The sequence below is a fragment of the Prochlorococcus marinus str. MIT 0918 genome (assembly GCF_027359415.1).
In the GTDB taxonomy this organism is placed as follows: Bacteria; Cyanobacteriota; Cyanobacteriia; order PCC-6307; family Cyanobiaceae; genus Prochlorococcus_E; species Prochlorococcus_E marinus_C.
In genome coordinates this window covers 906,093-928,821 of sequence record NZ_CP114780.1, presented here as the reverse complement: position 1 = coordinate 928,821, position 22,729 = coordinate 906,093, and the positions used below count along the sequence as shown (strand labels likewise).

The 22,729-nt window shown below is 37.8% G+C and carries 26 protein-coding genes and 1 pseudogene; 8 read left to right on the top strand and 19 right to left on the bottom strand.

Annotated features, from left to right (window positions below):
* Positions 1-33 precede the first annotated feature (33 nt).
* Positions 34-942, top strand: a complete 909-nt coding sequence (locus O5636_RS05155; RefSeq protein WP_269621755.1) for a hypothetical protein — start codon at positions 34-36, stop codon at positions 940-942.
* A gap of 531 nt (positions 943-1,473) precedes the next feature.
* Positions 1,474-2,058, top strand: a complete 585-nt coding sequence (locus O5636_RS05150; RefSeq protein WP_269621754.1) for a hypothetical protein — start codon at positions 1,474-1,476, stop codon at positions 2,056-2,058.
* On the opposite strand, the gene O5636_RS05145 is transcribed toward O5636_RS05150, so the two are convergent.
* From O5636_RS05145 to O5636_RS05120, 6 genes are all read right to left on the bottom strand, one after another.
* Positions 2,024-2,539, bottom strand: coding sequence for a hypothetical protein (locus O5636_RS05145; RefSeq protein ID WP_269621753.1), 516 nt, complete (start codon positions 2,537-2,539; stop codon positions 2,024-2,026). The two genes, O5636_RS05150 and O5636_RS05145, sit on opposite strands and share 35 nt — an antisense overlap.
* Before the next feature lie 363 nt (positions 2,540-2,902).
* Positions 2,903-3,616 (bottom strand): phosphoesterase, encoded by a 714-nt coding sequence (locus O5636_RS05140; protein ID WP_269621752.1) that lies wholly within the window; start codon positions 3,614-3,616, stop codon positions 2,903-2,905.
* Complete coding sequence (locus tag O5636_RS05135; protein WP_269621751.1) at positions 3,613-4,428, bottom strand: metallophosphoesterase family protein; 816 nt, start codon at positions 4,426-4,428, stop codon at positions 3,613-3,615. Before O5636_RS05135 ends, O5636_RS05140 begins: the two co-directional genes overlap by 4 nt.
* Before the next feature lie 5 nt (positions 4,429-4,433).
* Positions 4,434-5,219, bottom strand: a complete 786-nt coding sequence (locus O5636_RS05130; RefSeq protein ID WP_269621750.1) for an ATPase — start codon at positions 5,217-5,219, stop codon at positions 4,434-4,436.
* A gap of 86 nt (positions 5,220-5,305) precedes the next feature.
* Positions 5,306-5,476, bottom strand: coding sequence for a hypothetical protein (locus tag O5636_RS05125; RefSeq protein WP_269621749.1), 171 nt, complete (start codon positions 5,474-5,476; stop codon positions 5,306-5,308).
* 3 nt (positions 5,477-5,479) lie between these two features.
* A complete protein-coding gene (locus O5636_RS05120) occupies positions 5,480-5,632 on the bottom strand; it encodes a hypothetical protein (RefSeq protein ID WP_269621748.1) in 153 nt (50 codons plus the stop codon).
* A gap of 280 nt (positions 5,633-5,912) precedes the next feature.
* Between O5636_RS05120 and O5636_RS09745 the strand changes: the two genes are divergently transcribed.
* Both O5636_RS09745 and O5636_RS05115 read left to right on the top strand, forming a co-directional pair.
* Positions 5,913-6,005 carry a chlorophyll a/b-binding protein gene (locus tag O5636_RS09745; RefSeq protein WP_420063753.1) on the top strand — a complete coding sequence of 31 codons (93 nt, stop codon included), beginning with the start codon at positions 5,913-5,915 and terminating at the stop codon, positions 6,003-6,005.
* A 318-nt stretch (positions 6,006-6,323) separates the two neighbouring features.
* Positions 6,324-6,455, top strand: a complete 132-nt coding sequence (locus O5636_RS05115; protein ID WP_269621747.1) for a hypothetical protein — start codon at positions 6,324-6,326, stop codon at positions 6,453-6,455.
* A 185-nt stretch (positions 6,456-6,640) separates the two neighbouring features.
* Here O5636_RS05115 and O5636_RS05110 read toward each other — a convergent pair whose 3' ends face one another.
* The 7 genes from O5636_RS05110 to arsJ all read right to left on the bottom strand — a co-directional run bounded on the left by O5636_RS05110 (position 6,641) and on the right by arsJ (position 12,572).
* On the bottom strand, positions 6,641-7,372 hold the full coding sequence (locus O5636_RS05110; protein ID WP_269621746.1) for a HEAT repeat domain-containing protein: 732 nt from the start codon (positions 7,370-7,372) through the stop codon (positions 6,641-6,643).
* Complete coding sequence (locus O5636_RS05105) at positions 7,369-8,259, bottom strand: formate/nitrite transporter family protein (protein ID WP_269621745.1); 891 nt, start codon at positions 8,257-8,259, stop codon at positions 7,369-7,371. Before O5636_RS05105 ends, O5636_RS05110 begins: the two co-directional genes overlap by 4 nt.
* Before the next feature lie 62 nt (positions 8,260-8,321).
* Positions 8,322-8,459, bottom strand: a complete 138-nt coding sequence (locus tag O5636_RS05100; RefSeq protein ID WP_269621744.1) for a ferredoxin--nitrite reductase — start codon at positions 8,457-8,459, stop codon at positions 8,322-8,324.
* 37 nt (positions 8,460-8,496) lie between these two features.
* The gene (locus O5636_RS05095; RefSeq protein WP_269621743.1) at positions 8,497-10,101 is read right to left on the bottom strand and encodes a ferredoxin--nitrite reductase; all 1,605 of its coding nucleotides are present in this window, start codon (positions 10,099-10,101) and stop codon (positions 8,497-8,499) included.
* Between the two features lie 208 nt (positions 10,102-10,309).
* A complete protein-coding gene (locus O5636_RS05090) occupies positions 10,310-10,459 on the bottom strand; it encodes a hypothetical protein (protein WP_269621742.1) in 150 nt (49 codons plus the stop codon).
* A gap of 100 nt (positions 10,460-10,559) precedes the next feature.
* Complete coding sequence (locus O5636_RS05085) at positions 10,560-10,880, bottom strand: hypothetical protein (RefSeq protein ID WP_269621741.1); 321 nt, start codon at positions 10,878-10,880, stop codon at positions 10,560-10,562.
* A gap of 432 nt (positions 10,881-11,312) precedes the next feature.
* Entirely contained in the window at positions 11,313-12,572 is a 1,260-nt protein-coding gene (gene arsJ, locus O5636_RS05080; RefSeq protein ID WP_036919098.1) for an organoarsenical effux MFS transporter ArsJ, read from the bottom strand.
* A 602-nt stretch (positions 12,573-13,174) separates the two neighbouring features.
* Here arsJ and O5636_RS05075 point away from each other — a divergent pair.
* Complete coding sequence (locus O5636_RS05075; RefSeq protein ID WP_269621740.1) at positions 13,175-14,242, top strand: hypothetical protein; 1,068 nt, start codon at positions 13,175-13,177, stop codon at positions 14,240-14,242.
* A gap of 57 nt (positions 14,243-14,299) precedes the next feature.
* On the opposite strand, the gene O5636_RS05070 is transcribed toward O5636_RS05075, so the two are convergent.
* The 4 genes and pseudogenes from O5636_RS05070 to O5636_RS05055 all read right to left on the bottom strand — a co-directional run bounded on the left by O5636_RS05070 (position 14,300) and on the right by O5636_RS05055 (position 16,805).
* Positions 14,300-14,479 carry a hypothetical protein gene (locus O5636_RS05070; protein WP_269621739.1) on the bottom strand — a complete coding sequence of 60 codons (180 nt, stop codon included), beginning with the start codon at positions 14,477-14,479 and terminating at the stop codon, positions 14,300-14,302.
* Positions 14,479-15,387: pseudogene (locus O5636_RS05065) on the bottom strand (replicative DNA helicase); the annotation flags it as partial. The gene O5636_RS05070 and the pseudogene O5636_RS05065, both read right to left, overlap by 1 nt.
* Positions 15,388-15,492: 105 nt before the next feature.
* Positions 15,493-15,675, bottom strand: a complete 183-nt coding sequence (locus tag O5636_RS05060) for a ribbon-helix-helix protein, CopG family (protein WP_269621738.1) — start codon at positions 15,673-15,675, stop codon at positions 15,493-15,495.
* Positions 15,676-15,779: 104 nt separating this feature from the next.
* Complete coding sequence (locus O5636_RS05055; protein WP_269621737.1) at positions 15,780-16,805, bottom strand: PrsW family intramembrane metalloprotease; 1,026 nt, start codon at positions 16,803-16,805, stop codon at positions 15,780-15,782.
* A 61-nt stretch (positions 16,806-16,866) separates the two neighbouring features.
* On the opposite strand from O5636_RS05055, the gene O5636_RS05050 reads away from it, so the two are divergent.
* Complete coding sequence (locus O5636_RS05050; protein WP_269621736.1) at positions 16,867-17,409, top strand: hypothetical protein; 543 nt, start codon at positions 16,867-16,869, stop codon at positions 17,407-17,409.
* Between the two features lie 56 nt (positions 17,410-17,465).
* Here O5636_RS05050 and O5636_RS05045 read toward each other — a convergent pair whose 3' ends face one another.
* Both O5636_RS05045 and O5636_RS05040 read right to left on the bottom strand, forming a co-directional pair.
* Entirely contained in the window at positions 17,466-17,636 is a 171-nt protein-coding gene (locus tag O5636_RS05045) for a hypothetical protein (RefSeq protein WP_269621735.1), read from the bottom strand.
* 634 nt (positions 17,637-18,270) lie between these two features.
* Entirely contained in the window at positions 18,271-19,824 is a 1,554-nt protein-coding gene (locus tag O5636_RS05040) for a hypothetical protein (RefSeq protein WP_269621734.1), read from the bottom strand.
* 388 nt (positions 19,825-20,212) lie between these two features.
* Between O5636_RS05040 and O5636_RS05035 the strand changes: the two genes are divergently transcribed.
* Both O5636_RS05035 and O5636_RS05030 read left to right on the top strand, forming a co-directional pair.
* Entirely contained in the window at positions 20,213-21,595 is a 1,383-nt protein-coding gene (locus tag O5636_RS05035) for a CobW family GTP-binding protein (RefSeq protein WP_269621733.1), read from the top strand.
* Positions 21,583-22,653, top strand: coding sequence for a WD40 repeat domain-containing protein (locus O5636_RS05030; protein ID WP_269621732.1), 1,071 nt, complete (start codon positions 21,583-21,585; stop codon positions 22,651-22,653). Before O5636_RS05035 ends, O5636_RS05030 begins: the two co-directional genes overlap by 13 nt.
* Positions 22,654-22,729 lie beyond the last annotated feature (76 nt).

The window sequence follows — 22,729 nt, the reverse complement described above, 5'->3', positions numbered from 1 at the left end:
AAATATACAAAACCTAATTCTTCCATTGAGAAAATGAATCATATTTTTAGGAAATCCATAATCATTACAACGCTTCTGTCTTCATGTTTTGCAGTTGATATTAATTATTCTAGAAGTGTTGAGATTGATTGTGAGTCTCCAACGTGGCGAAAAAGTGATTACTGTATAAAACAAAGAAAAAACTCCTCGCCCTCAACACCTCCTATTACTAGAATCCCTCGCGGTAACAAGATCAATAGAATCCGCCCAATAATTTTGATGCCTGTAGTAGACAAGTCTGGCCATAAAGGGATGCAGGGGGAGGCATTTAAAGATTTCTCTACAGAAATATTAAACCAGGCCTTGCGCAATACAGGAGTTAAGACTGTCCCTTGGTTTAAAGTGAGCAAAGCACTTGAACAAGAAGTTTATGGCTTATCTAATACAACACAGTCTAGTTCTCCATATGCCTTTATGATAGCGCCAGGGATGAAGCAAGACCTAACAAGTGATCTTTATATCACTGAAATGATAAGTGCAGGAGAAAAATTAAAAGCTGATTATATTGTGAGACCAGTTGTATTGAAACTCCTTACGTCTTCAAGGGTTGACACAAAGAAAGGAAGATGTCTACCTGTACTTGGCTGCAGCTCTGATAAAACTCAACTTAACGTGTATGGAGATGTGTCAATTAAAATTGACATAATCAGCATTGCTGAACAGGACTTCTTGGCTAGCAGAACATTTAATGGGAGATCAGTAGATGTAACTAAAGAACGTGCAGTTCGGATCGATAATGTAGTTGGTTCTCGGGTATTTTCTGATGAATCAGCCTTTTCATGCGAGTCGGATATTAAAAACAAAGATATCTGCAATGAGAGTAAATTAAAAATCGCAATATATGACACCATTGATAAAATGGTAGACTTTATTGACGCTAAAATTAATTACGAGAATCCGTGAAGTCAGATTGCGGCAAGATGTCGTCTAGTAATGACTTCATAGGTGGTACGTAGTCAATATTATCAAAATCAATTATTAACACTTCTCTAGTCCCAAGATCAATATCACGGTGTAATATAGTGAACAAATGGATATGTTCTAACCTAGTAGTAAATATTCCTTTGCGCTTTCTTAAAGTAGAATTTTCATAAGACCATCTATAGATTGAAGAATAGGGAATTCGTATATTAACCCCAGATTTTATCAATTTAGCGGATAGAAATTTTCGGTGAAATGATACATTACAGACATCTTTGTCTTCAAAGTCTGATTGACAGTAGACATCATTGAATCTTTCGGAAGCTCTTGCTGATTGCCCATTTATGATAGGGTTGATTGCCATAAAAATGGCAAAGCAAAATGAAAGAATAATCTTTCCTTTCATAAGTCTTTTTAAGTTTTAGTAAGATTTAAATATCTCATTAAAAGGCAATCCAAACTTTTGCAGTTATAATAGCACTTTTTAAAAGCTTTTGACTTAATATTCAGTCTATGAGAAATACATTAATTGCTCTCCCAGTTCTTTTAATTGGGCTTCTTCCTCTATCTTATGCTGAATCGAGCGAGCAGAAGTTTGATGCAATATGTCTTCCTAGTAAGAAGAAGTGTAAGGTCTATCTTAATCCCCAAACATTACGAATTGACGAAAAAGGTCAAATTAAATTAACGCCAATCAGAAATATCACTTCATGGAGGCGAGGCGGTAAAGGTTCAAGAACTGCTTTAGGAAGAGCTCTGATAAGCCCTGTTTTTCTTTTTCAATCATCACATGAATATATCTTCACTATCAATTATCTAAATGAAGATGGCATTTCACTTTACAAGTCAATATTATTTAAGAATAAAAAGCCATCAGACAGGTTTACAGCTTATCTATCAAGTATCACAGGATTATCTTGGAGTACAGAGACTAATCGCCCTATGGAAGTATTTAATCAAAAGAAAGCTATTGATGCTTCAAATAACATAGCTATCAACTTAAGGTATTCATCTTTATACAGCTATAATGCGAGGTGTAATTTTTATATGCCATCAAGTTGTCTTACCTTCCCAATTTCAAGGCCTTTCCTATATTAGGCGTAAACTTGCTCCACAATCCCCCGTTGCAGCTTTGATGAACAATCTGCATGTAATTTCCGATCATCTCTCCTCTAAATGCCATCCCTTTTTGAAACTCTATCTGAGAAGCTGAGATGATTTCATCCCATTTTTTTGAACTGCCTAGACCAGTTTGTGCAATTGATTCTTCCTTCGAAGACTTCAACATTAGAATGTTTTTGTTTGATGCATTAATAAAAATCGGCATTCCTTGTAAAATTTGAGTTATACCAAAAACATGTACTGAACATAATGAATTTCTAGAATTCTCTTGAATGATTCCATAGCTTGCTTTTAAGGCTTTGTTATATGAGGCTTGATCAGCAGGATTAGCAAAATAAGTTTGCATTGCGTTGTCTAACGTAGATGCATTATTTATAAATTTTATTTGAATTGGACTATCGGCCAGTAGTAATCCTGCCGCTAAAGAACCACATATCTTGGAAAACAAGGCAGTCATTCTTTCTTGGCATAATATTTGATATTTTACCAACTCATGATAGATTTTAAACCAATAGGAATCATTAAAGAGAAAAGACGGAAAGCATTCACTGTAGCTACAGACGAAATAATCTATGCACCAAACATCGAATTTTGTTTTTTAAGCTCTTAATTTCTTTCTGGTATGGTCAGTCCTCATTTCGTTGGAATGCATTGGTATGAGAACTGGCTCACTCTTCGTTATCCAGTAGCAAGGTTCCTGTGATGCCATGGGATGTCAGCGATATTGCGATGTGTGGATGGCTTAACATTCTCACCCCTATTTCTTTACTCTATCTAATAAGTATTTGAATCAAATGAGAATTACTTCTAAGAATGCTTGTTATGCGAAACCTTTTCCTTTTGTATTGTATTGACCACCAACGGTCAGAAAGTGTGTTTTATCGCTACCAACGTCATAGATGGTGTAATTCGCTCCTGCTCCAATTCCAATGATGCTTTGTTTAGATACTTTCTGCTGATGTTGATTTACGCCATTCAGGTCTTTTACCTGTGAATCGAGCCCTCCCCCTGTGAGTTCAAGATGAAATTGTTTGGTACTGTGTGCTGTGAATAATCTATTTACATCAAGTCGAGTGAGGCGATCAATAAGAATGAGCGGAGATGTTTCAGGTGTAAGGTTATCTCCTACATCTGCGGAGCTTCCATGGATTAAGCCGCAGTCTAATTCAATGAAGCCAAATTGAAGTGATGCTAGCCACTTGAGGTGATAGTTATCAACAGCATTCAATAAGGCCGTTACTGCTTCTTCTCCTTGATTTAGTCGTAAGGCATCGGCCTTTTGCTCGCCACGTAATCCTTGTTCTGCGAGTAGTTGCTCTTCCCACCAGCCATATATGCATTGAGGTTGTAACTCATCACGTCGGGGGGTTTGTAGTCGATTTAATAATGCATCACAGTTGCGTTCTGGCCCGATCATATCTCCCAGGACAAATAAGGCCGTAACTCCGCGAGCTTTCTTTAATTCACTTTGAATCAGCTCGTAGGTTTCTAGGTCACCTTTTAGACCACTCACTAGTGCCCAGCGCTCAATCATCGTTCGCAAACATGACTAGCATCTTCGGCTTGCTCAGCAAATTCAAAGCCATGGCTTAGTCGCCATGCAAATATTGGTGGCAATCCAGCATCAATAATGGCTTGGCAAGTTTGCCTAATATCATAGGCTACCTCTTTGATTTCAACTTCACCAGTAACATCATCATGGATTACATAGGTGGCATTAGTGCTCCCATGACGAGGCTCGCCGACTGATCCTGCATTGACGATTTTTCGCATCGGGAAATTTATTTCTTTTTCTTCTGCATTGTTATTAGACGTGTTTTGTAGCCGCACTCGAATTGATCCATTTCTTAGTTCACGTACATAAGGTTGATGAGTGTGTCCGCAAAACAAAGTATCAGCTCCGGCTTTGTCAACTCTTTCAAGTGCTGCAAATGCATTCATGTCAGGTAGAAGATACTCATGTTGGCTATTGGGACTGCCATGAACAAACAGGATGCGATCTCTACGTATTGATGTTGGCAAACTTGCTAGAAAATCTTTATTGACATCTGTTAATTGTTCTGCTGTCCACTCATGAGCTAGATGTCCACGCTTTTCCGCTAGTTGAGATGGGTAGCTGCATTCGCATGCATTAAGACCCTCAATAATATCTTCATCCCAGCAACCTTGACAGCTAGCAATAGCACGTTCTCGTACTAGATCTACTACTTCATTCGGTTGTGGTCCATAGCCTACTAGATCACCAAGACAGGTGATATCGCTAATTCCATTTTGATCAATATCATTTAACACCGCCTTCACTGCAGCGAGGTTGGCATGTAGGCAGGAGATCACTGCATGTTTCATGATGATTAGCTTGCGTGAAGGGCTTCTGGTTGTCGATCTCGAAGAGGCATTTGATGCATTTCGAGTAAGGAATCGTTTAGCAGGCAGAGGTTGATCGTTGACTGAATGTTTATGCAATCAAGTCCTTTCCCTTGTATGACAATCCCTGATGGTCGTTGAGGCCTGCCATTAGGGGGAGAAACTGTTTTTAGTGGAAGAAACTGTGACCCTTTTTGACTCACAATCCAATTGAAGAAAATAGACTGTCCATCGGGCAAGTTCATGAGAGCCTTGGCTCTATAGACATCTCCATAAGCTCCATTCACGAGCTCAAACCAAAAGGTATTTAGGCTCTGTGGATCCCAGACTCTTTTGGCAAGGTTGAGACTCCAAGATTCAAGTTTTTTGAAAACCAACGTGTCATTATTAGGTAATTCTGAGTCTCGACCAAAGTGTAGTTGCCTATCAGGTTGTAGCCCTAAAGCCTCAAGTTGACTCTTGACGTAAGGATTTAGCTCTGCTGGTTCTAAGCTTTCAGGTGATTGAGATTGTGAAAGCTCAATCAAAATTAAGAAGTCTTTCTGTTGTGACATAGAGGTATCAGAACAGTCCGACAAGTCTTGTAGATGAGGAGCTTGATCTTTCAAGAATGTGTAATCAATTAGAGATTCAGGTGACTTTTCTTTATTATTGTTGGCTTGTTCAGTTAGGCGTAAATATCCGCAAGCACCTTGATTGCTTTGGATCTTGTTAAGTATCCAGGTCGTCTTCCCGCACCCTGGCGAGCCTGAAATTAACCATTTTTGTCCCATCTTTTACGCAAGACCAAACATTGTCGACCTTATCAAAAGATAAGAACGATAATCGTTTTCATTTTGTAATCACGACAATAGGCAGATTAGTATTTAGAATGCTCTTGGCGTGAAACTTCCTTAGCGCTGTTTTTTAGATATGCTCTAGTGCTCTTGGAGCGATTCAAAAGACCTTCATATGGGTCTAGTGATTCGTAAGCTAATATCTCTTCGTAAAGGTCAGGGCTCGTTCCATGAAAGTCTTGATTATTATCCATTGTTTAAAGAGATGTCTGGTAGTGTGATTGATTGACTTTTAAGGAAGGCTTATAAGCTTTCTTTTGAACAGCAATTCCGGATGGATGGCATTTTTGAAATTCTTTAATAATTGCTTTTCTTATTAGATCCTGTTGTCTCAAACTTTTGGTTTCCATAGCCATAGTAATTATTTTGGTTGAAATTAAGCTATAGCTTTATTGTTTTATAGATGTATCTAATTTGACAAAAAGTTTTTTTGATAGTCTTTATTTTTAAATGCTAATTTATTTAGATTGAATACGGGAATTTTATCGTAATTATGTATTGAGGAATACTAAATATTATAGTAATTTTAATTGGCATCGATGTTTTTTGAGAAAAGCATAAATAGATACATACACTTTCTTTTTCTTGTTAGTATATTATTCATCAACAAATACTTTTAATTTCTGAGATATGTCTTTCTGTGATCTTAAGAAAGCCGAAATCCTTAATGGCAGACTAGCTATGATTGGAGTTATTATAATGACATTGACTTCATTTGTATAGTCTTTACTTCGTAAAAATGCTCTTAAAATTATCAGTTAAATTAATGCTATACGAATCAGGAACGAGGCAATGCCACATTTTAGTGGAATCAAAGAATCGAATTGAAAGGATTCTTTTTGACTTAAATGGTATTGAAAATATTGATCATATCAGCTCTCAATTGCTTGCTGTTTATAATCAGTTAGAGGGTATACATGAATTGTATAGGAGTAAGCGTATCTCAAATGTAAGCTCCCTCTAAAAAATGTGGTTGTCAAATTAGATACATTCCTTTTTTCTTATTCTGATATTCTCTTTCGAAATTCCAAATAAAAACAAATGAGTGAATTTGCAGTTATCACTTATTCATTATTTATAGCGATTTTTGCAATAGTGGTTATTTTTTTCTCATTTGAAGATGATGATGATCAAGGTGGTGGGAAAATGATGCCAATACTTCTAAAGAAGTAATAAATTTATTTTATTAAAAGCTGAAATAGATTGCTATAACTATATTGCGTATGCCTTCTTGATTTTCAACCATCTAGTTCATACTTCATTAGCCAGTAGTTAAGTTCCTGTGATGCCATGGGATCTCAGCGATATTGTAATGTGTGAATGGATTAATATTCTCACCCTCATTTCTTTATTCTATTTTATCTATATTGCTGAGATAGCTGTTTTAAAGTCATTTCTTTTTTTTGACCATTTTCTAATGATTGGCTTAGTTGTAATAAGACTTGAATGCTATTTGTATTTGCAATAGAACCTAATGCTATTAGTGCTGCATCTGAAATTTTTTCATGGCTATGCTTCACTATTTTTGCAAGTTCATTACAGACTATTATTCCATCTCTTCTTTGAAGAATACGAATAGTTTTTAAAACTACTGCTTCACGGAAGTCGCTAATTGGTTCTTTTAGAATCTCAATGAGCAATTCATCGTTGATTTGATGAGCTTTAAACTTTAGTATTTCCAACCCTGCTAATCGAATAGCCTGAGACTCTTCAGATAAGATACTTTTTAATAGTTGAATTGAAAAATCGCCTCCCCAACAACTGAGTGCCTGAAGAGTTTCCACTTGAAATTTATTTTTGCAATTGAGTTGACTAAATAACCAATCTTTGGCTTCGGTTTGATAGCACAACCCTGATGCATAAATGAATTCTGGTTGAATACCTTCTTGATCAATAAGTCTTTTTAGGTGTTGCCAGCCTTTTTCTCCCAGCCAACCTAGGCGTTCTGAGATTGAATAGCGAAGATCTTCTGCAAGGCTAGTGGAGTAAGCATCAGCTAACCATGAAGGGTCAAGAGATGAGCTTTTTCTCGTTAGATAAATTTTCTCTCGTAGAACTTCTTCTTTGCAAATCAGTGAACTTTTAATCATCTTGCACCAAGCTCTGCAGCTAATTCTCTTTCTAATTTCTCATCATGAACTGTTGGCAAAACATTAGACATTTTTGTGCGATGAGTGCTGTAAAACAACATTCCAATGAATACCATCCCACCAATAACATTTCCCAAAGTCACAGGTAAAAAGTTCCAGAAAATAACTTTGTAGAATGGAATCCCAGACCCCATTAGTGGCCCAGCTGTATGTAAAAACATATTGACTACTATGTGTTCCATTCCCATTGTTTGGAATGCTGTAATTGGCAACCAACAAGCGAGAAGTTTACCTGGGACACTTTTGCTCACAAGAGCCATTGTTACCCCAAGGCATACAAGCCAGTTTGCAATTACGCCTCTTAAGAATGCGAGGAAAAATCCTGTAGAACCTAGAGCCTCATATTTGGTAAGAACATTTGTTTTGTTAAGAGCAATAATCTTTGCAGCTACAACAGCCCATCCCTTCCCTCCTTCAGCTGCCGCTAGAGGATCTACATTACCTCCACTTGTAAGACTAATGGATAGTAAAACTGCTACTAAAAATGTTCCAAGAAAATTCCCTATCCACACCCAAGTCCAATTTCTAAATGTATTTCTCCATGAGGACTTCCCTGCCCAAGTCGCCATAGGTAATAATGCAAAATTACCAGTTACTAATTCCATACCAAATAGAACAATACTGGCAAATCCAAATGGGAAAATAACTGAACCTAAGAAAGGCATGCCAGATTGAATCCCAACTGTAATTGCCAAACAAGTTGCTAAACCCAGTATTGCTCCTGAATAAAAACCTCTGACCATTAGATTTTTAATGCTTACAGTAGATTTCTTACCTCCAGCTGCAATCATTCCATCTACCAATTCATTCGGTAGCACATAGTCCATTTGGGAAGAATTAGATTCCATTTTTTGCATTAGTTTCTATATATTTGGGGATAATAAATCTATTAATTGCTAATACGATTCATTATTTTAGAGAAAAAATCTTGACCTCCTTTTTCTCTATTAATCTCTGGAAGTTCATCACTCATCCTCATCAGCCAGTTGATAAATCTAGAGAAGTGACCATTGGATTTTTGTTTCATAGGTTTGTAATTACAATTGTTTTTGGTGATAAGCAGACTAAGGAGATTGACTGCTTTTTCTTAATTTTCCTATGAGCTCTTTAGGGTATTTCAGAAAATTAATAGTCTCTTGAGATTTTTCTTTTTTAATCTTTGCCGAGTAGTTTTCAATCAAAATGTTTTTTAATACATCTTTTAAATCATTAACTATGACACCTTTATATTTCAATTCTCCAATTCTATTATTTGCACCTTGCTCTCCACCAATAGTTATGTTGAATGCATCAACTATTTCCCCTGAACTATTCTTTGCTTTGGTTCCAGTCAATCCAACTGCACCCATATATGCTTGACCACAGCTATTTGGGCAACCTGTCCAATGAATTTTTATCTCTTCCGGTAATTGAATTTCTGCTTCTAGTTCTTTCGCTATTTTGCTAGCATTTTCTTTAGTATTTGTTTGAGCAAAACTACAATATGTTTTCCCAGTACAAGCAACAGTTCCAGCAGAAATTGGATTAGGACTTAAACTAAATTTTTTAAATAAATTATCATTTTTAAAATCACTTAAATTTTCTTTTTTAATATCAATAATAATTATATTTTGATCTTCAGTAAGGCGTACTTCTCCGCTCCCAAAAGTTATGCTTGTGGTTGCTATATCTTGAAGATCTTCTGAGCTTAACCTTCCTACAGGAATATGAATTCCTGCGTAATATAGATCCTTTTGCTTTTGAGGATGAATTCCAAATATCGAACGCGGTTTTTCTGAAAATGATGAGCCTGGGTCATTCTCTAATGGTCCAAATCTTTGTTCAACTAAGTTTCTAAATTCTGATATACCTAGTTCATTTAAATAATATCTAAACCTTCCTTTTTGTCTTTTTTCCCTCTCACCATTATCTCTCCATATGGAAATGATTACACCAGTTAAATTACATATATCATCTTTTTTTATCCATACATTTAGTGGTATTGCATAGTCATTTAGTTGCGACGAAAGTATTCCCCCTACCCATACGCCAAAGCCTAGTTCATTTCCTTTTTCTATTGGATGAAAAATAATATCATTATGAAGAAGAAAATTATCTTTTGAACCTGCAACTGCTGTGTTCCATTTCCTAGGCAGATTAGAAAATTCAGAATTACCCTTTCCTTCATTAGTCAAGAATTTCTCTAATTTTAATGTGAAAGGCCTAGTATCTATAATTTCGTAAGGGTCTATCCCTGCTAAAGGATTACCAGTTACATTTCTAGGATTATCGAAGCCAGATTGAATTGTTTCAAGACCAGACTCTTTTATTCTTTTAAGTATCTCTGGAAGATCATTAATTAATATACCTCTGAGCTGTAAATTTTGTCTTGTTGTTATATCACAACTTCCATTTTCACCATACCTAGCAACTATAGAAGCAATGATTCTTAATTGCTTAGCAGTTAAGATTCCATTGGGTATTCTAAGACGCAGCATAAATTTTCCCGGTGTTTTGGGGCGCCAAAAAAAACCATACCATTTCAATCTAAGTTCTAAATCAGTCTTATCTATTTTTTCCCAACCAATTTTTGCAAATTCTTCTATTTCCTTACCAATCAATAGGCCATCTTTCTCGGCTTTGTTCCTTTCAATCTTATTTAATTTTTTACCTTCTAAGTAACTTTTCATTTGCTTAGATTAGCTATTTTGGTGAATAACTAGAATTGCCATTGTTGTATTAGGTTGTTACTATTAATATTTTCTTTGGGATTTCTTGTTGTATCGATTTACACAATTTATCAAACAAATGATTATCTTTCATTAGTGTATTAATGGATACTTTTCTTTTGCATCTGATCAATTAGTTAAAACTTAGTTCCTAATCCTGTGTCCTGGACTAATATTTGCTACTCCCTAATTCTCCGATCCAAGTAAAAAAACCTTCTTGTAGCATTTTTAATACCTTTTTCATTGCATAAATATCTCGATCAAGTGTATTTTTGAAAACACTTCTCTTCTTATTATCCTTCATTTCTTTATTAAGCATGGCTAATTATAAATTTTGAGAATAAAAACATTTTTTAAGATTCAGGTTTGTACTAGATGATACAAAAAGATATCTTCTCATTCCAAATGGTTTAAATTGCTTACTTCATTTCAAAAGAACTTTCTAAATATTTAGAGTCTTTATCAACCATGGCCGCAAAATCATCATTTGAATCGCATTTATACATCAGATTGATTATACGTTCAGGATCAATATTGAGATTGGCTACTTCCTCCCATAGCCTATTGGTTAATTCATCATCGCAAAGTTGAAATTGAGCATTTATCAATTCACGAGTTAATGAGCAAATTTTTTCCTGATCTTTTGTTTCTTTAAGGACTCTAGGCTGGTAGCTCAGTTCAACAAGCCCTTCTTTTTTTTTACTTAAGAACTCAATCGCTTTTTTAACAAGTGAAGTCATGCTATAGATACCTCGAAAATAGGCGTTGCTTTTTGGTTAAGGGAATAAAACCCTTAATATGAAAAGGAAGAGTGAATGCTGAAAATCTATGTCTTTCTTATTAATAGCAACAAGAAGTGGAAAGGAGAATATCTTTATTAAAGACAGTTGTTAATCCAGTTAAAAAGTTCGTCTAGGGACCTCCTGTAGTTTCACTGCTTAAGGCTCACACTTCATTAGCCAGTAGTTAATTTCCTGTTGTGCCATGGGATCTCAGTGATATTGCGATGTGTGGATGGCGTGTGGATGACTTAACATTCTCACCCTCATTTCTTTATTCTATTTCAATCAGGTTTTGATTACTAATAACTAACAGATCTCAACTGATAGAAAATATTATTCAAAATATTTCCTGCGACAGTGCAGAAGTGATCTCTTGGGTTGTGAGACTATTTAATTAAGACATCCGGAGTTCTTTAGTGAAGGAAGCTGAAGGCTGCTCAACCATGAGAAGAGGATAAATAAGCTGGAACACCACAAACAAATCTGCATGCCTAAATAAGGAGTATCTCCCAGTACAAATAAAACTCCTGATAGAAGCGTCCCAATAAGCCTGCCTGCCGCATTTGCCATGTAATAGAAGCCAACGTTGAGGCTGACATTTTCAGCATCTGTATAAGCCAAAACCATGTATGAATGAATAGAAGAATTCATTGCGAAAACTATTCCGAACGCAATTAAACCAGCAGTAATGGCAATGCTTGGATCATTCTGTCTCCATAATGCAATGGCTATTAGTCCAGGTATCCCCATCAGCAACGCACTCCAAAATTGAACCGTTGAAATTCCTGGGCTCGACTTCTTCCCCCAAAGATTTCTTAAACTTGGTGCCAATGCTTGTACAAAACCGTATCCAATAATCCATAGGCCTAGGAAAGCTCCAATCTCAGAGAAGTTCCAATCAAGTGATGTCTCAAGGAAAACAGGTAATGCGACTACAAACCACACATCTCTAGCTCCAAAGAGAAAGAAACGTGCAGTCGAGAGAGTGTTAATTCCTTTTGATTTTGAGAAAAGGTCCTTAAATATTGGTTTTTCCTTCATCCGTCCAATATCACCAGGCAAGATCAATGTCATAAGAAATGACAACGCCAAGCCAATCGCCATTAGCCCAACAGCATTATTAAAACCAAATCCAGTTAGTAATGCCCCTCCTAGGAAAAACCCAACCCCCTTTAGGGCATTTTTTGATCCTGTTAAAAGAGCAACCCATTTGAACAACTTCTTTTTTCCTTTTTGTTCTTCTTCAGGGGTTTCAGGTACGACTGTTTTGATTGCACTCTTTGCACTCATTTTGTTGAGGTCTTTAGCAATACCACTAATTGCTTGCGCAACCATCACATAACTAACGCTTAGAAATTTCGGCCAACTTGAAGCAACAGGAACCAACATCAAAAGAGCACTGATTTGAAGAAGTGTGCCTGCCCAGAGAGTTAGTCGTAGGCCATATCGAGCACCAATCCAGCCGCCATAGAGATTAGTAATGACCCCAAAGAACTCATAAAACAAAAAAAGAAATGCAATCTCTAAAGCTGTATAGCCAAGTTGGTGAAAATGAAAAACCACCAACATGCGAAGTGCGCCATCTGTCAGAGTGAACGCCCAATAATTTGTAGTAACGATCCCGTATTGCTGAAGAGATGATAATTTCATTATTTAAGTGCTTGCTATTACTCAAGGCTCACACTTCATTAGCCAGTAGTTGGGTTCTTGTTGTGCCATGGGATCTCAGCGATATCGCGATGTGTGGATGGTGTGTGGATGGATTAATATTCTCACCACTATTTCTTTATTCTATTTCAATCCAGTTTTGATTACTAATAACCAACAGATCACAGCTGACAGAAAACATATCTATTACCAATAAGAATCCTCTGTTGAGAAATCTAGTGACGGCAACAGATCTGAGTTTTTCGTATTTTTTCTATCCACACAATCTTTCAAGCCTATCCACACAATGCTGAGTCATGGAGTGATCCCAAGGTGGTGCGTGTTTCTCTTAGGAGTATTCAAGGTTCGTTTCCTCTGTGACGTTAAGGATCGACTTGAAGACTTTTAAAATTTAAGCCCTGATTAGAAGAATTCATCCATATCTCTATTTCTTCGAGGGGCATATGGGGGAGTATGCGTCCAGTGTATGTCGTTATAGCAGGTCCGAGATTTCTGTTATTTTTGCAGCCGAGCTCAATGAGATTAGCTAGAAATGTAAGATGAAATGCTTTTAAGAATTGGAATTCAAGAAGTACCGGAAGTTCTTGATCCCAGCAGTTGCGGTTGGCTTGCTTCTTAATGCAAATATTAATAGAAAGCCAAAAGTATCTATTGGTCAATATAGAGATGAAGCGTATGCAATAGACAAGTGCAAGCAAGAAAAGGAGAATATAATGAGTCAATACAAGCTAAAAAATAATATTAGAAACTATCAATTAGAGTGTGAAATAACAGCGAGCCCATATTCGAAAAATAAAATTACACTTATGGAGTCATATAAAGAAAGAGTGAAGAAATATAAGAAACCTTTGATTGAAGATACTTTGTTAAAGTCGATTTACTCTGGGCTTAGTAAAGATATAACTTCTTTAGAAGAGTTTTGTTCAAACGAGTATAATAACCAAGCTCTAATTGAAATTAATGCTTTTATTTCAAATAAGAAATCAATATTAGCAAGATATGAAAGGTGGTATTCTAATCTTGATGAAGAATCAAAGAAGAAACGAGCAAATTTGCTTTACGATTCTCGGCTTAAATTCCTGAAGGAAGTTTTACCTGTTAGAGAAGTAAATGCTTTTAAACATTGTAAGTATGATAAAAGACTGTCTGATAATAGAGAAATTATAAACAATGTTGATAATGATTCCTTTGTAGATTGCGAGAATGATAGAGATAGATTGACTCGCAAGATCGATGTAGAAGATGAACAAATACAATATGAGAGATATTCTTGTTACCACCCAGCATTGAACAAGAAATATATTTCTTTAACAAGAGAATACAGGTGGAGAGAGAAATCATATGATGAATACAACAATAGGCTGAAAAACATTGCATACAATCATGTAGGAAGTTGTCGCAAATTTAGAGATGAAAAAACCCTAATTCCTGTTAGCCAGCAATTCCTGGACAGCAATTGTAATTATAAGCATATTAGAGAGTTTACTAAAGCTTGGGTTTGGCGAAGCAGTGTTGAAAAAAATTGGAATCCCTACGAGAAGTATTTTGATGTTGATAGAGCTCTTAACCAACCAATCCCTGAGGAACTCTTTAATGTTCAAATTGAATTAATAAAAACTATTCGCAGGATTAAAAAATATTATGTTTTTTAAGCACAAATTGCTCCTTAAAAATAATTATTTATCTTATTCTTTGAAAGGTAATTTTAATTATTTAATTACCCATTTATTTATAGCAGCATTCCATTGATGACCTCCACAAGCATCTTGCGGTTCCCAGCTTCCTTTTAAATGTATAGGGAATAATTGCACTTTGTGCTTAGCAGCCTTTTCATTTTTCTTGCGATCAAATGAAGGAACGATTTGAGAAGAGTTCGAGTCAGTCATCATTAAGCCGCTAAATTTCTAAACCTTGTGAACTCGGGTTCAAATAACAGCTTCACGGTGCCGACTGGACCATTGCGATGTTTGCAAGTGATGAGTTCTGTAATCCCTCTGTCTTCTGTGTCAGCGTCATAATATTCATCTCGATAGATCATTACGACTAAGTCAGCATGACTTTCTAATGCTTGTGTTTCTCTTAAATCAGAAAGCATTGGACGCTTATTAATTCGAGACTCAATATCCCGACTAAGTTGAGACATTAAAATGACAGGTACATTTAAGGCTTTGGCCATCTCTTTAAAATCCAGGATAATCTTTGAGAGCTCATCATCTCTGGACTGTTGATTCGGGCCATCCATCATTTGCACATAGTCGACAGCGATTAACCCAAGTTCACCATTACCCCATTCTTCTTTAATCTTTTGGCTTTTATCCAATATCTCTTTGACTGTGATGGAACCCTTGTCGCAGATGAAGACCGGTAATTTACCCAGTCCTTCAATGCCTTTGCCAAGGGTGGGCCATTCATCTTTATGTATCCGACCAGTGCGTAACCTCCCTGATTCAATTCCAATTTCCATTGAAAGTAATCGATAAGTTATTTGCTCCTTACTCAGCTCCAAGCTGAAATAGCAAACTGGGAGGTTATGTACTTGAGCTACATTCTTAGAGATGTTCATTACGAAAGAAGATTTCCCCATCGCTGGCCTACCAGCAACAACAGTCAAAGAGCCTCTCTGCAGTCCTTGTGTTAATGCATCAAAGTCGTAGAAATTGACTGGGACACTATTTGGAGATTCGCCTAATGAACGGTTTTCAATTTCGTTGAAGGTTGTGGTCAGGATGCTTGCTACAGCTTTTAGTTCTTCTGAGTCCTTGAGTTGTTCAGTCCCTTTGATCTCGAGCTGCGTCTTCTTCTCTTGCTGATTACTCATCAAATATTTTTGGCTGGACCATCATCTAAACCATGAAATTTTGACTTCGCTAGGGGGTAGAAATACTGAAGCCTAGATTCCACGTTAACTCTTTGGATTATCTTTATCTTCTTGGAAGAGAGTCTCGAGAAGCCTCTCCAGAACTGCTCCTCTGTGCTGTAGACCCCATTGCTCCTTGAGCTCATCGAATCTTTCAACCAGACTGACAGGAAGATCTACAGAGACTCGAATTGTCTTTTCTGGTCTGTCTTTTGCTTCGTCTGACATGTTCTGTTTGAACTCACTAGAACTAATTACAGGGTTGCATGTAGAAAGGAAATCGGCCAATCAAATAAATGAGATTCTTTTAAACCCAGAAGTTCTTATAAATGTCAGTTAGTACATCTGAATACTTTTTTACCAGCCTTTTCATCAGCAATTTGTTTAATACCTAGGTTCAAAAGAGATAACGCAACAGTCCAAGCAATTACTCCACAAATAATGAACTTACCCCAAAAAGGAATGATTGAACCTGAGTTCCAAATGGCATGGCAAAAAACGACTGTCAAAAAGGGAGCAAAAAATTCTTTTTTAAATAAGAGTCCAAAAGAGAACTCACCACCTCTTTGCACTCGCCATAAAGCAGCACCTGCTATTGCAGTCCAAACAATATGAGCAAAGGGAGAAAGCACTCCTCTTAGTTGGATGATTTGTACCAATGAATCAATATCTGTCATCCCAAGTCGTAATGCATAACCAGCTGATTCAAAGGCAGCAAATCCACAACCAACCGCAGCTCCTAGTAATAAGCCATTCAAGATGTATGGATATTTCTTGTTGTCTTTGATCAGAACGACTAGAGCAATCAGCTTGGCTGGTTCTTCTAATAATCCTGCAACCCATGCACCTGAAGGACCTTCAAAGGCAGCGACATTCTGAAAAAGAACCAGTGCGATAAATAAAGACAACAAGCCTCCACTTAAGACAAGTCGCATGACTTGCCAGATTGGGACATTACGCCTGATGTTCAGTTCAAAGAAGAGAAAGAGAGTCGATATAGGAACGGCAAATGAACCAGTGAAGATAATGCCTGGCAGCAGATTGGCATTTTCAAATTGGTCATAGACTGCGATAAAGCTGTAGAAAAGGATGACTGAACCAGTGATCAACCTAAAGAACAGCCAAGGCTGAGGATAATCAAGAGAAATATTTTCAATCGATGGAGTAGTCGTTGATGTCCCAACAATTAAGCTTTGCTCGACTTCCTCTTCTGAGTGATCTTTATAAATCCCTCCAAAGAATCGCTTGAAGTTGAAATCACCTAAACCTTCTCCTCCTCCAATTCTTCCTATCTCATCTGCAATATTGAGTGAGTCTTTCCATGACTCTTTTTGTTTTGCATTGTTTTTATCTGGCACTGGTTTGCATGATAAAGACTAACTTTTGAACGATAATGGTTCTAGAAGTAGTTTTCAGTAATTGGAGTTCAAGAAGTACAGGAAGTTCTTAATTCCAGCAGCAGCTGTTGCTTTGATTGTGAATGCAAATATCAATAATGGGAACAGAGAAAAGAGCTCTTTGTCTTTTGCTACTTATGAAGAGGCAGAACAAGCTTGTTTTACTGAGAAAACTCTTGCCCATAAAAAGAGACATTTGAAAAAAAAATCTCGGAAGATAAATTTAAAGAAAAATGAACCCTTAGAATTTCATTATTTATCGTGTAGACATAGCTTGAGTTCGAGAGTTTATGTTCTAGAGGAATTGTTATTTACTGCTATAGATGATTCCCATATTATTGGTGCAGAATACATATGGCCTTCTGATTTTAAATTTTCTGAATTACAAGATGGATTTTTTACCGAGACAGTATCGTATCTCTATTCTGGACAAGGTAAATTAAGTAATAGCAGGTTTAAGAATGAAAGGTGTATTGAATACGGCAAATTTTGTTTTAAATCTGAGCTTATTGTTAGATGGGATAAAAATAAAACCAAGAGCTTGCAGTATTTTTATTATCGATAATTCACTAATGGCCGGAAAATACCTCATCTAAAACTCTAGGAATCATCTTTAGATATTCATGAGTGTTCATACTTCAACGAGGGATAACTAAACCCATTTACAAATCTCTTTTTACTCCAAACTTCATCAATAATTTCCTTAGCTCTTTCGGGAGTTAAGGGTTTATCTGAGTCTGGCGTTTGAGGTGTATGTATATTGAGTTTTGGTAGACGTTTAATAGGTTTCATGATGACTGTGAATTAATTAACTAACTATTTATCCATACAGTCTCAACCAGGATGATGCGGAATGTCCTATGAGGGGACAGAGGAATCATCAGGGTTGAACTTTTAGATATTGAGTGTGGGGGTTTGTGTGTTGGGGAGATACAGACGGTGCTTTCGTGATGTTCGTTCGCTCCGCTCACCGGAACATCAGTAAAGGAGATTGTTGTAGGTATGTTTGTTTGTCTTCAGTCTCCCTGTATAGAGTGGCTGTTAAGGAATCTCTTCCCTCTCCCTGTATAAGTGCGGCACCAAGCAGACCCCTTCTTCTGACAGACTTTTCTGAGATACTCGTTTTATCTCTCCTCCTTTACGTGCGACACCAAGCAAATCGTTTCTGCAAGAAGGGTTTATAGGTAATGACTATCTCCTCTCCCCTTTAACCTGCGTCCTTGCTCTTTTATCTCTCCCTTTATACGTGCGACCTCGCTTTTCTTCTCCTTCTCTAAAGGGCGACACCATAGTGAGCAAGTAAGGTTGCGGAATCCCTTCAGTTAGGAGATAGGTCGCTTAGGTAAACAGTGGTCGTTTAATTCTTCTTTGGGCCTTCCAAGCGATTTCTAACGTCGCATAGAGCGATTGAGATAGCGGCTTGAATCTATTCTGCATAGAGCTGCACAACGGCTGCATTTGTTGTCTTCTTTCCGTACTCAATATCTGTTATTTCCTTTGTTCTTTTCCTTATGTCTATTCTTTCGTAGGTGTCCATGATTGTCTTGACGCTATTGCCACAAATACGAGCTAACAAGAAGATGTCAATCCCTTTCATTAAGTGATTCTCAATGAAGGTTGATCGTAGTGAATACAAGGTATAAGGACGATCAGAGAACTTATGACCTTTTAACTTCCCTTCATCCATCAACTTATCAACAGTCCATCTCCAATGCTGTTGGATCTTCCTTTGGTTGGGTTGCTTCATCTCGTTGTGGATCTGAGCAAACACATAGTCATCACCTCTGACCTTGTGATTCAGTTCCTTCTCTAAGAAGTACTTCCATCGCCTAAAGACATATCCAAGATTGCAAGGGATCTCTCTAACTCTGGAAGTCTTTGCTCTAACAGTAGTGATAAAAGAAATCAGTCGTTCTTCTCGTCCCCAAGCATCGTGATTGAGAACCCAATCAGAAGGATTGATATCTAAGTCAGGTGGTTCGATATAGATCTCATCTTCTTTCCCTTCTTCTTTGATTTCATCAAGGATCTGTTCATACTCTTCTATCGCTTTTGACTTACTGATTCGTCCGACATCAATAATCTCGACACTCTTCCATTTCATCTTGCAGATCTCTTCTGGACTCATACCTGTGCTCTTTGCAATTAACAACCAATGCCAAAACATATTGCGGAAATAGATCGACTTCTCTGATCTCCTACCGAACTGATCTTTCTCATAAGCAACTGGCCTCCACTCTTCTCGGATGTAATCAATAATGGTTCTCCAATCTTCTTGATTGATGGCTGGATTAGCGTTTCGATCTGTATCTCTGACTGTGATTCTTGGTAGGAATTGTCCGTCTAACCAGAGATGAGCAGGGATGTATTTATGTTTAACCAAATAGCTTTTTATAAATTCACCTAAGACTGCAAGCTCTCGATGGATCACGATTCTTTTATCTGTTTGCTTGAGTCGATAGACGGGGTAATCATCAAATGTTGTTGTATTGATTTGAGTGGTAAAGACAACCTTCTTCTTTTTTAAATAGAGCTTGATGTGCCGACAGCAATTGAACTTATGGCTAAAGCTTGCTGGTTGAAAAGCTCCAGCTTCTACGCGTTTCTCTTGTTCTGATAGCCACTGATCCATTGCTGATTCAATCACTATCTTTGGACGTTCCTTTTTCTGTTCTTCTTTCGCTAGCTTCTCTTTTTGCTTGATCAGTTTCTCTTCTCGTTGAATCAGAGTTAGAGGATCAGAGGCATACCTGTAACTAGTCTTCTTCTCAGGTTCTTTTGCTAATGCAATGGCTGCTTCTGGTGCCATTGCAATGGCTTGTTCTAAAGAACTCGCTCCAAATAATTGCTTCTCTTTATACCTTCTTTGTCCTTCCACTTTCTCTTTGTAATACCACTTTCCCGCACTCGTTCCTGAGCCGTAAAGAAGAACTCTCCCACGACCATTTAAGACCCTCTCTTGAAGTTGAATCTGTGGCAAAAATGTGTGGATGGTGTGTGGATATGATTCTAGTCTTTTTCTTAAAGCCTTGTGATAACTGTTATATTAGGTCTGGTACGTGGTTCATTAGCCAGTAGTTAGGTTCAGTCATAGTTTGTAGTCTTAGCGATACTCGATGGTTGGAATGGAGTTGGAATGAAACCTCATTCTTCTATCTCTTTTCTTTACTCTATCTAATTAGGATTTGAAAGGAATAAGAAGTGAATGAATTTACAGATCGCATCTCATAGAAAAATTATCACTGTTTATTTGCTTGTTATTAGTTCAGTAGAAATTCAGATGGGGAAATTGCTAAACCCAGCTAAAACGATTATCATTTTCATAATCAATTATTGCTATTTCTTTCGCTTGAAAATAGCAAATTAAAATGAATCTCGAACAAAAGGTACCAGTAACAATCCTTACGGGCTTTTTAGGATCTGGGAAAACAACCCTCCTTAATAGGATTCTGAGTGAAGAACACGGCAAACGAATAGCTGTAATCGAAAATGAATATGGTGAAGTCGGTATTGATCAGGGTCTGGTCATTAATGCTGACGAGGAAGTCTTTGAAATGTCCAATGGTTGTATTTGTTGCACCGTTCGTGGAGACCTGATTCGCGTATTGGGCAACCTCATGAAGCGACGAGATAAATTCGACTATGTGTTAGTTGAGACAACAGGACTTGCTGATCCTGGACCTGTTGCTCAGACATTTTTTATGGATGACGAAATCCGTAATGAATTTTCTCTTGATGGCATTGTTACTCTCGTTGATGCGGCTCATATTGATCAGCAACTCGGTCGCAGTGATGAAAGTTCTGAGCAGGTTGCCTTCGCAGATGTCCTTGTCCTAAACAAAACGGACTTAGTCTCTGATGAATCTCTCGATATTCTTGAATCACGGCTACGCGATATGAACCGGATGGCTCGTGTTGTTCGTAGTAAGCAAGCGGAGGTATCTATTGATACTGTGTTAAACCTTAGTGCATTTGATCTAGATCAGGTTTTAAAGCGTCGCCCCACTTTCCTTGAGCCAGAATATCCATTCGAGTGGACAGGTGTTTTTTCTCTTGAGAAAGGTCGTTATGAACTTAGCCTTGAAGAAGGTCCTGATCCCACGATGTCGCTGGTCGTTCTGGAAGATCAGGGGATTGACGAAGCAGCTCTTAATGCTGGTGCTGAATCTTGCGTAAGACTTTACGCTGACTCTGCGGAACTTCTTCATCCTGGAAGCACAGTCCCAATTGAAAAACATGTCAGTCTTCAGCTTCAGTCTAATGGGCGTAAATCTTTCTTTTTGGAACTTGATAACCCTACTCATATTGGGCTTTTCACCCAGCACACAGCAGAAGAATTTGATATCAAAGTATCCCGAATTGATACTTTAATTACTACAACTGAAAGTGATGGAAAAAATGATGCTTTGGTCCAACTTGAAACTGAGCGGACTTGGGTGGCAGAGCATGAACATGATGATGAAGTGGGCTCAATTGCTATTGAGCGAATAGGTGATGTCGATCCAGAAAAACTTAATAAGTGGTTGAGTCGACTCCTGTCAGAAAAAGGTGTAGATATATTTAGGACAAAAGGGTTTATAAGTTACGCGGGTGAATCCAGGCGAATGGTTTTTCAAGGGGTTCACATGCTCTTCACTGCTCAGCCAGATAAAGAGTGGGGGAATGAACCTCGCCATAATCAATTAGTGTTTATCGGTCGAAATCTTGATGAAAAAGAAATGTGTCGGGAGTTTGATAAGTGCCTGGTGTAGAAGGATTTAGTCCCCAGGGGATGCTTCACGAGGGCTGGAGTGCTGAAGTTGAAGACTATGCCATAGTTTGTGGGTGGACCTTAGGTGGCAAGGCACTCTTAGTAGGTGATGTTGCAGGTGGACTTTGTTTATTTGAGGGTAAATCTGGAAGCCCCCTTTGGCAGAAAAAAGAGGTCCATAAAGGAGGACTACTCGCATTATCTATACACCCAGATGGAGATATTTTTGCAACTTCAGGACAGGATGGACGTGTTCTTATTTGGAATAGCGAAGAAGGGGAGTCAACTAAAGTCATAGAGCTTGGAGACGGTTGGGTCGAACACCTGAGATGGTCACCAGATGGACGTTTCTTGGCTGTAGCCTTTTCTCGCAGAGTGCATGTATATGGGATTGATGGCCATGAGCATTGGAAATCAGGAGAACACCCAAGCACTGTTAGCTCGATCGCTTGGTCAAAGTCGAATGAACTAGCAACTGCATGCTATGGCCGAGTGACTTTTTTTGACGTAGTTGCTGACAAGGTTAATCAAAAGCTGGAATGGAAAGGTTCACTAGTGTCTATGGTACTTAGTCCTAATGGTGATGTTGTGGTTTGCGGTAGTCAGGATAATTCTGTTCATTTCTGGCGACGCTCAACTGATCAAGACTCTGAAATGACTGGGTATCCGGGTAAGCCAAGCCAGTTAGCGTTTGATCAGAGTGGCACAGTCCTCGCTACAGGGGGAAGTGATGTTGTAACAGTTTGGAGCTTTGAAGGTAATGGCCCTGAAGGGACTGTCCCTGGACAATTATCTCTCCATGCTGAATCGATTTCTAGTCTTGCCTTTTCAAATCAGGGAATGCTTCTTGCTTCAGGAGCTAGAGATGGTTCAGTTCTTGTTTGGTTTCTCAAGAGAAATGGTGATGGTGACCCACTTGGTGGAGCATTCGCAGGAGAGCTTGTCTCCGCAATTGCCTGGCGACCTGATGATTGTGCTTTGGCAGCAGTAAATTCAAAAGGAGGCGTTAACGTTTGGAATTTTAAAATGCGTACTAAATCTTCCCCTCAAGGGTTCTAAAAACATTAAGTTCACACTTCATTAGCCAGTAGTTAGGTTCTTCTTTTGCCATGGTATGACTGGGATGTGGTGCTAA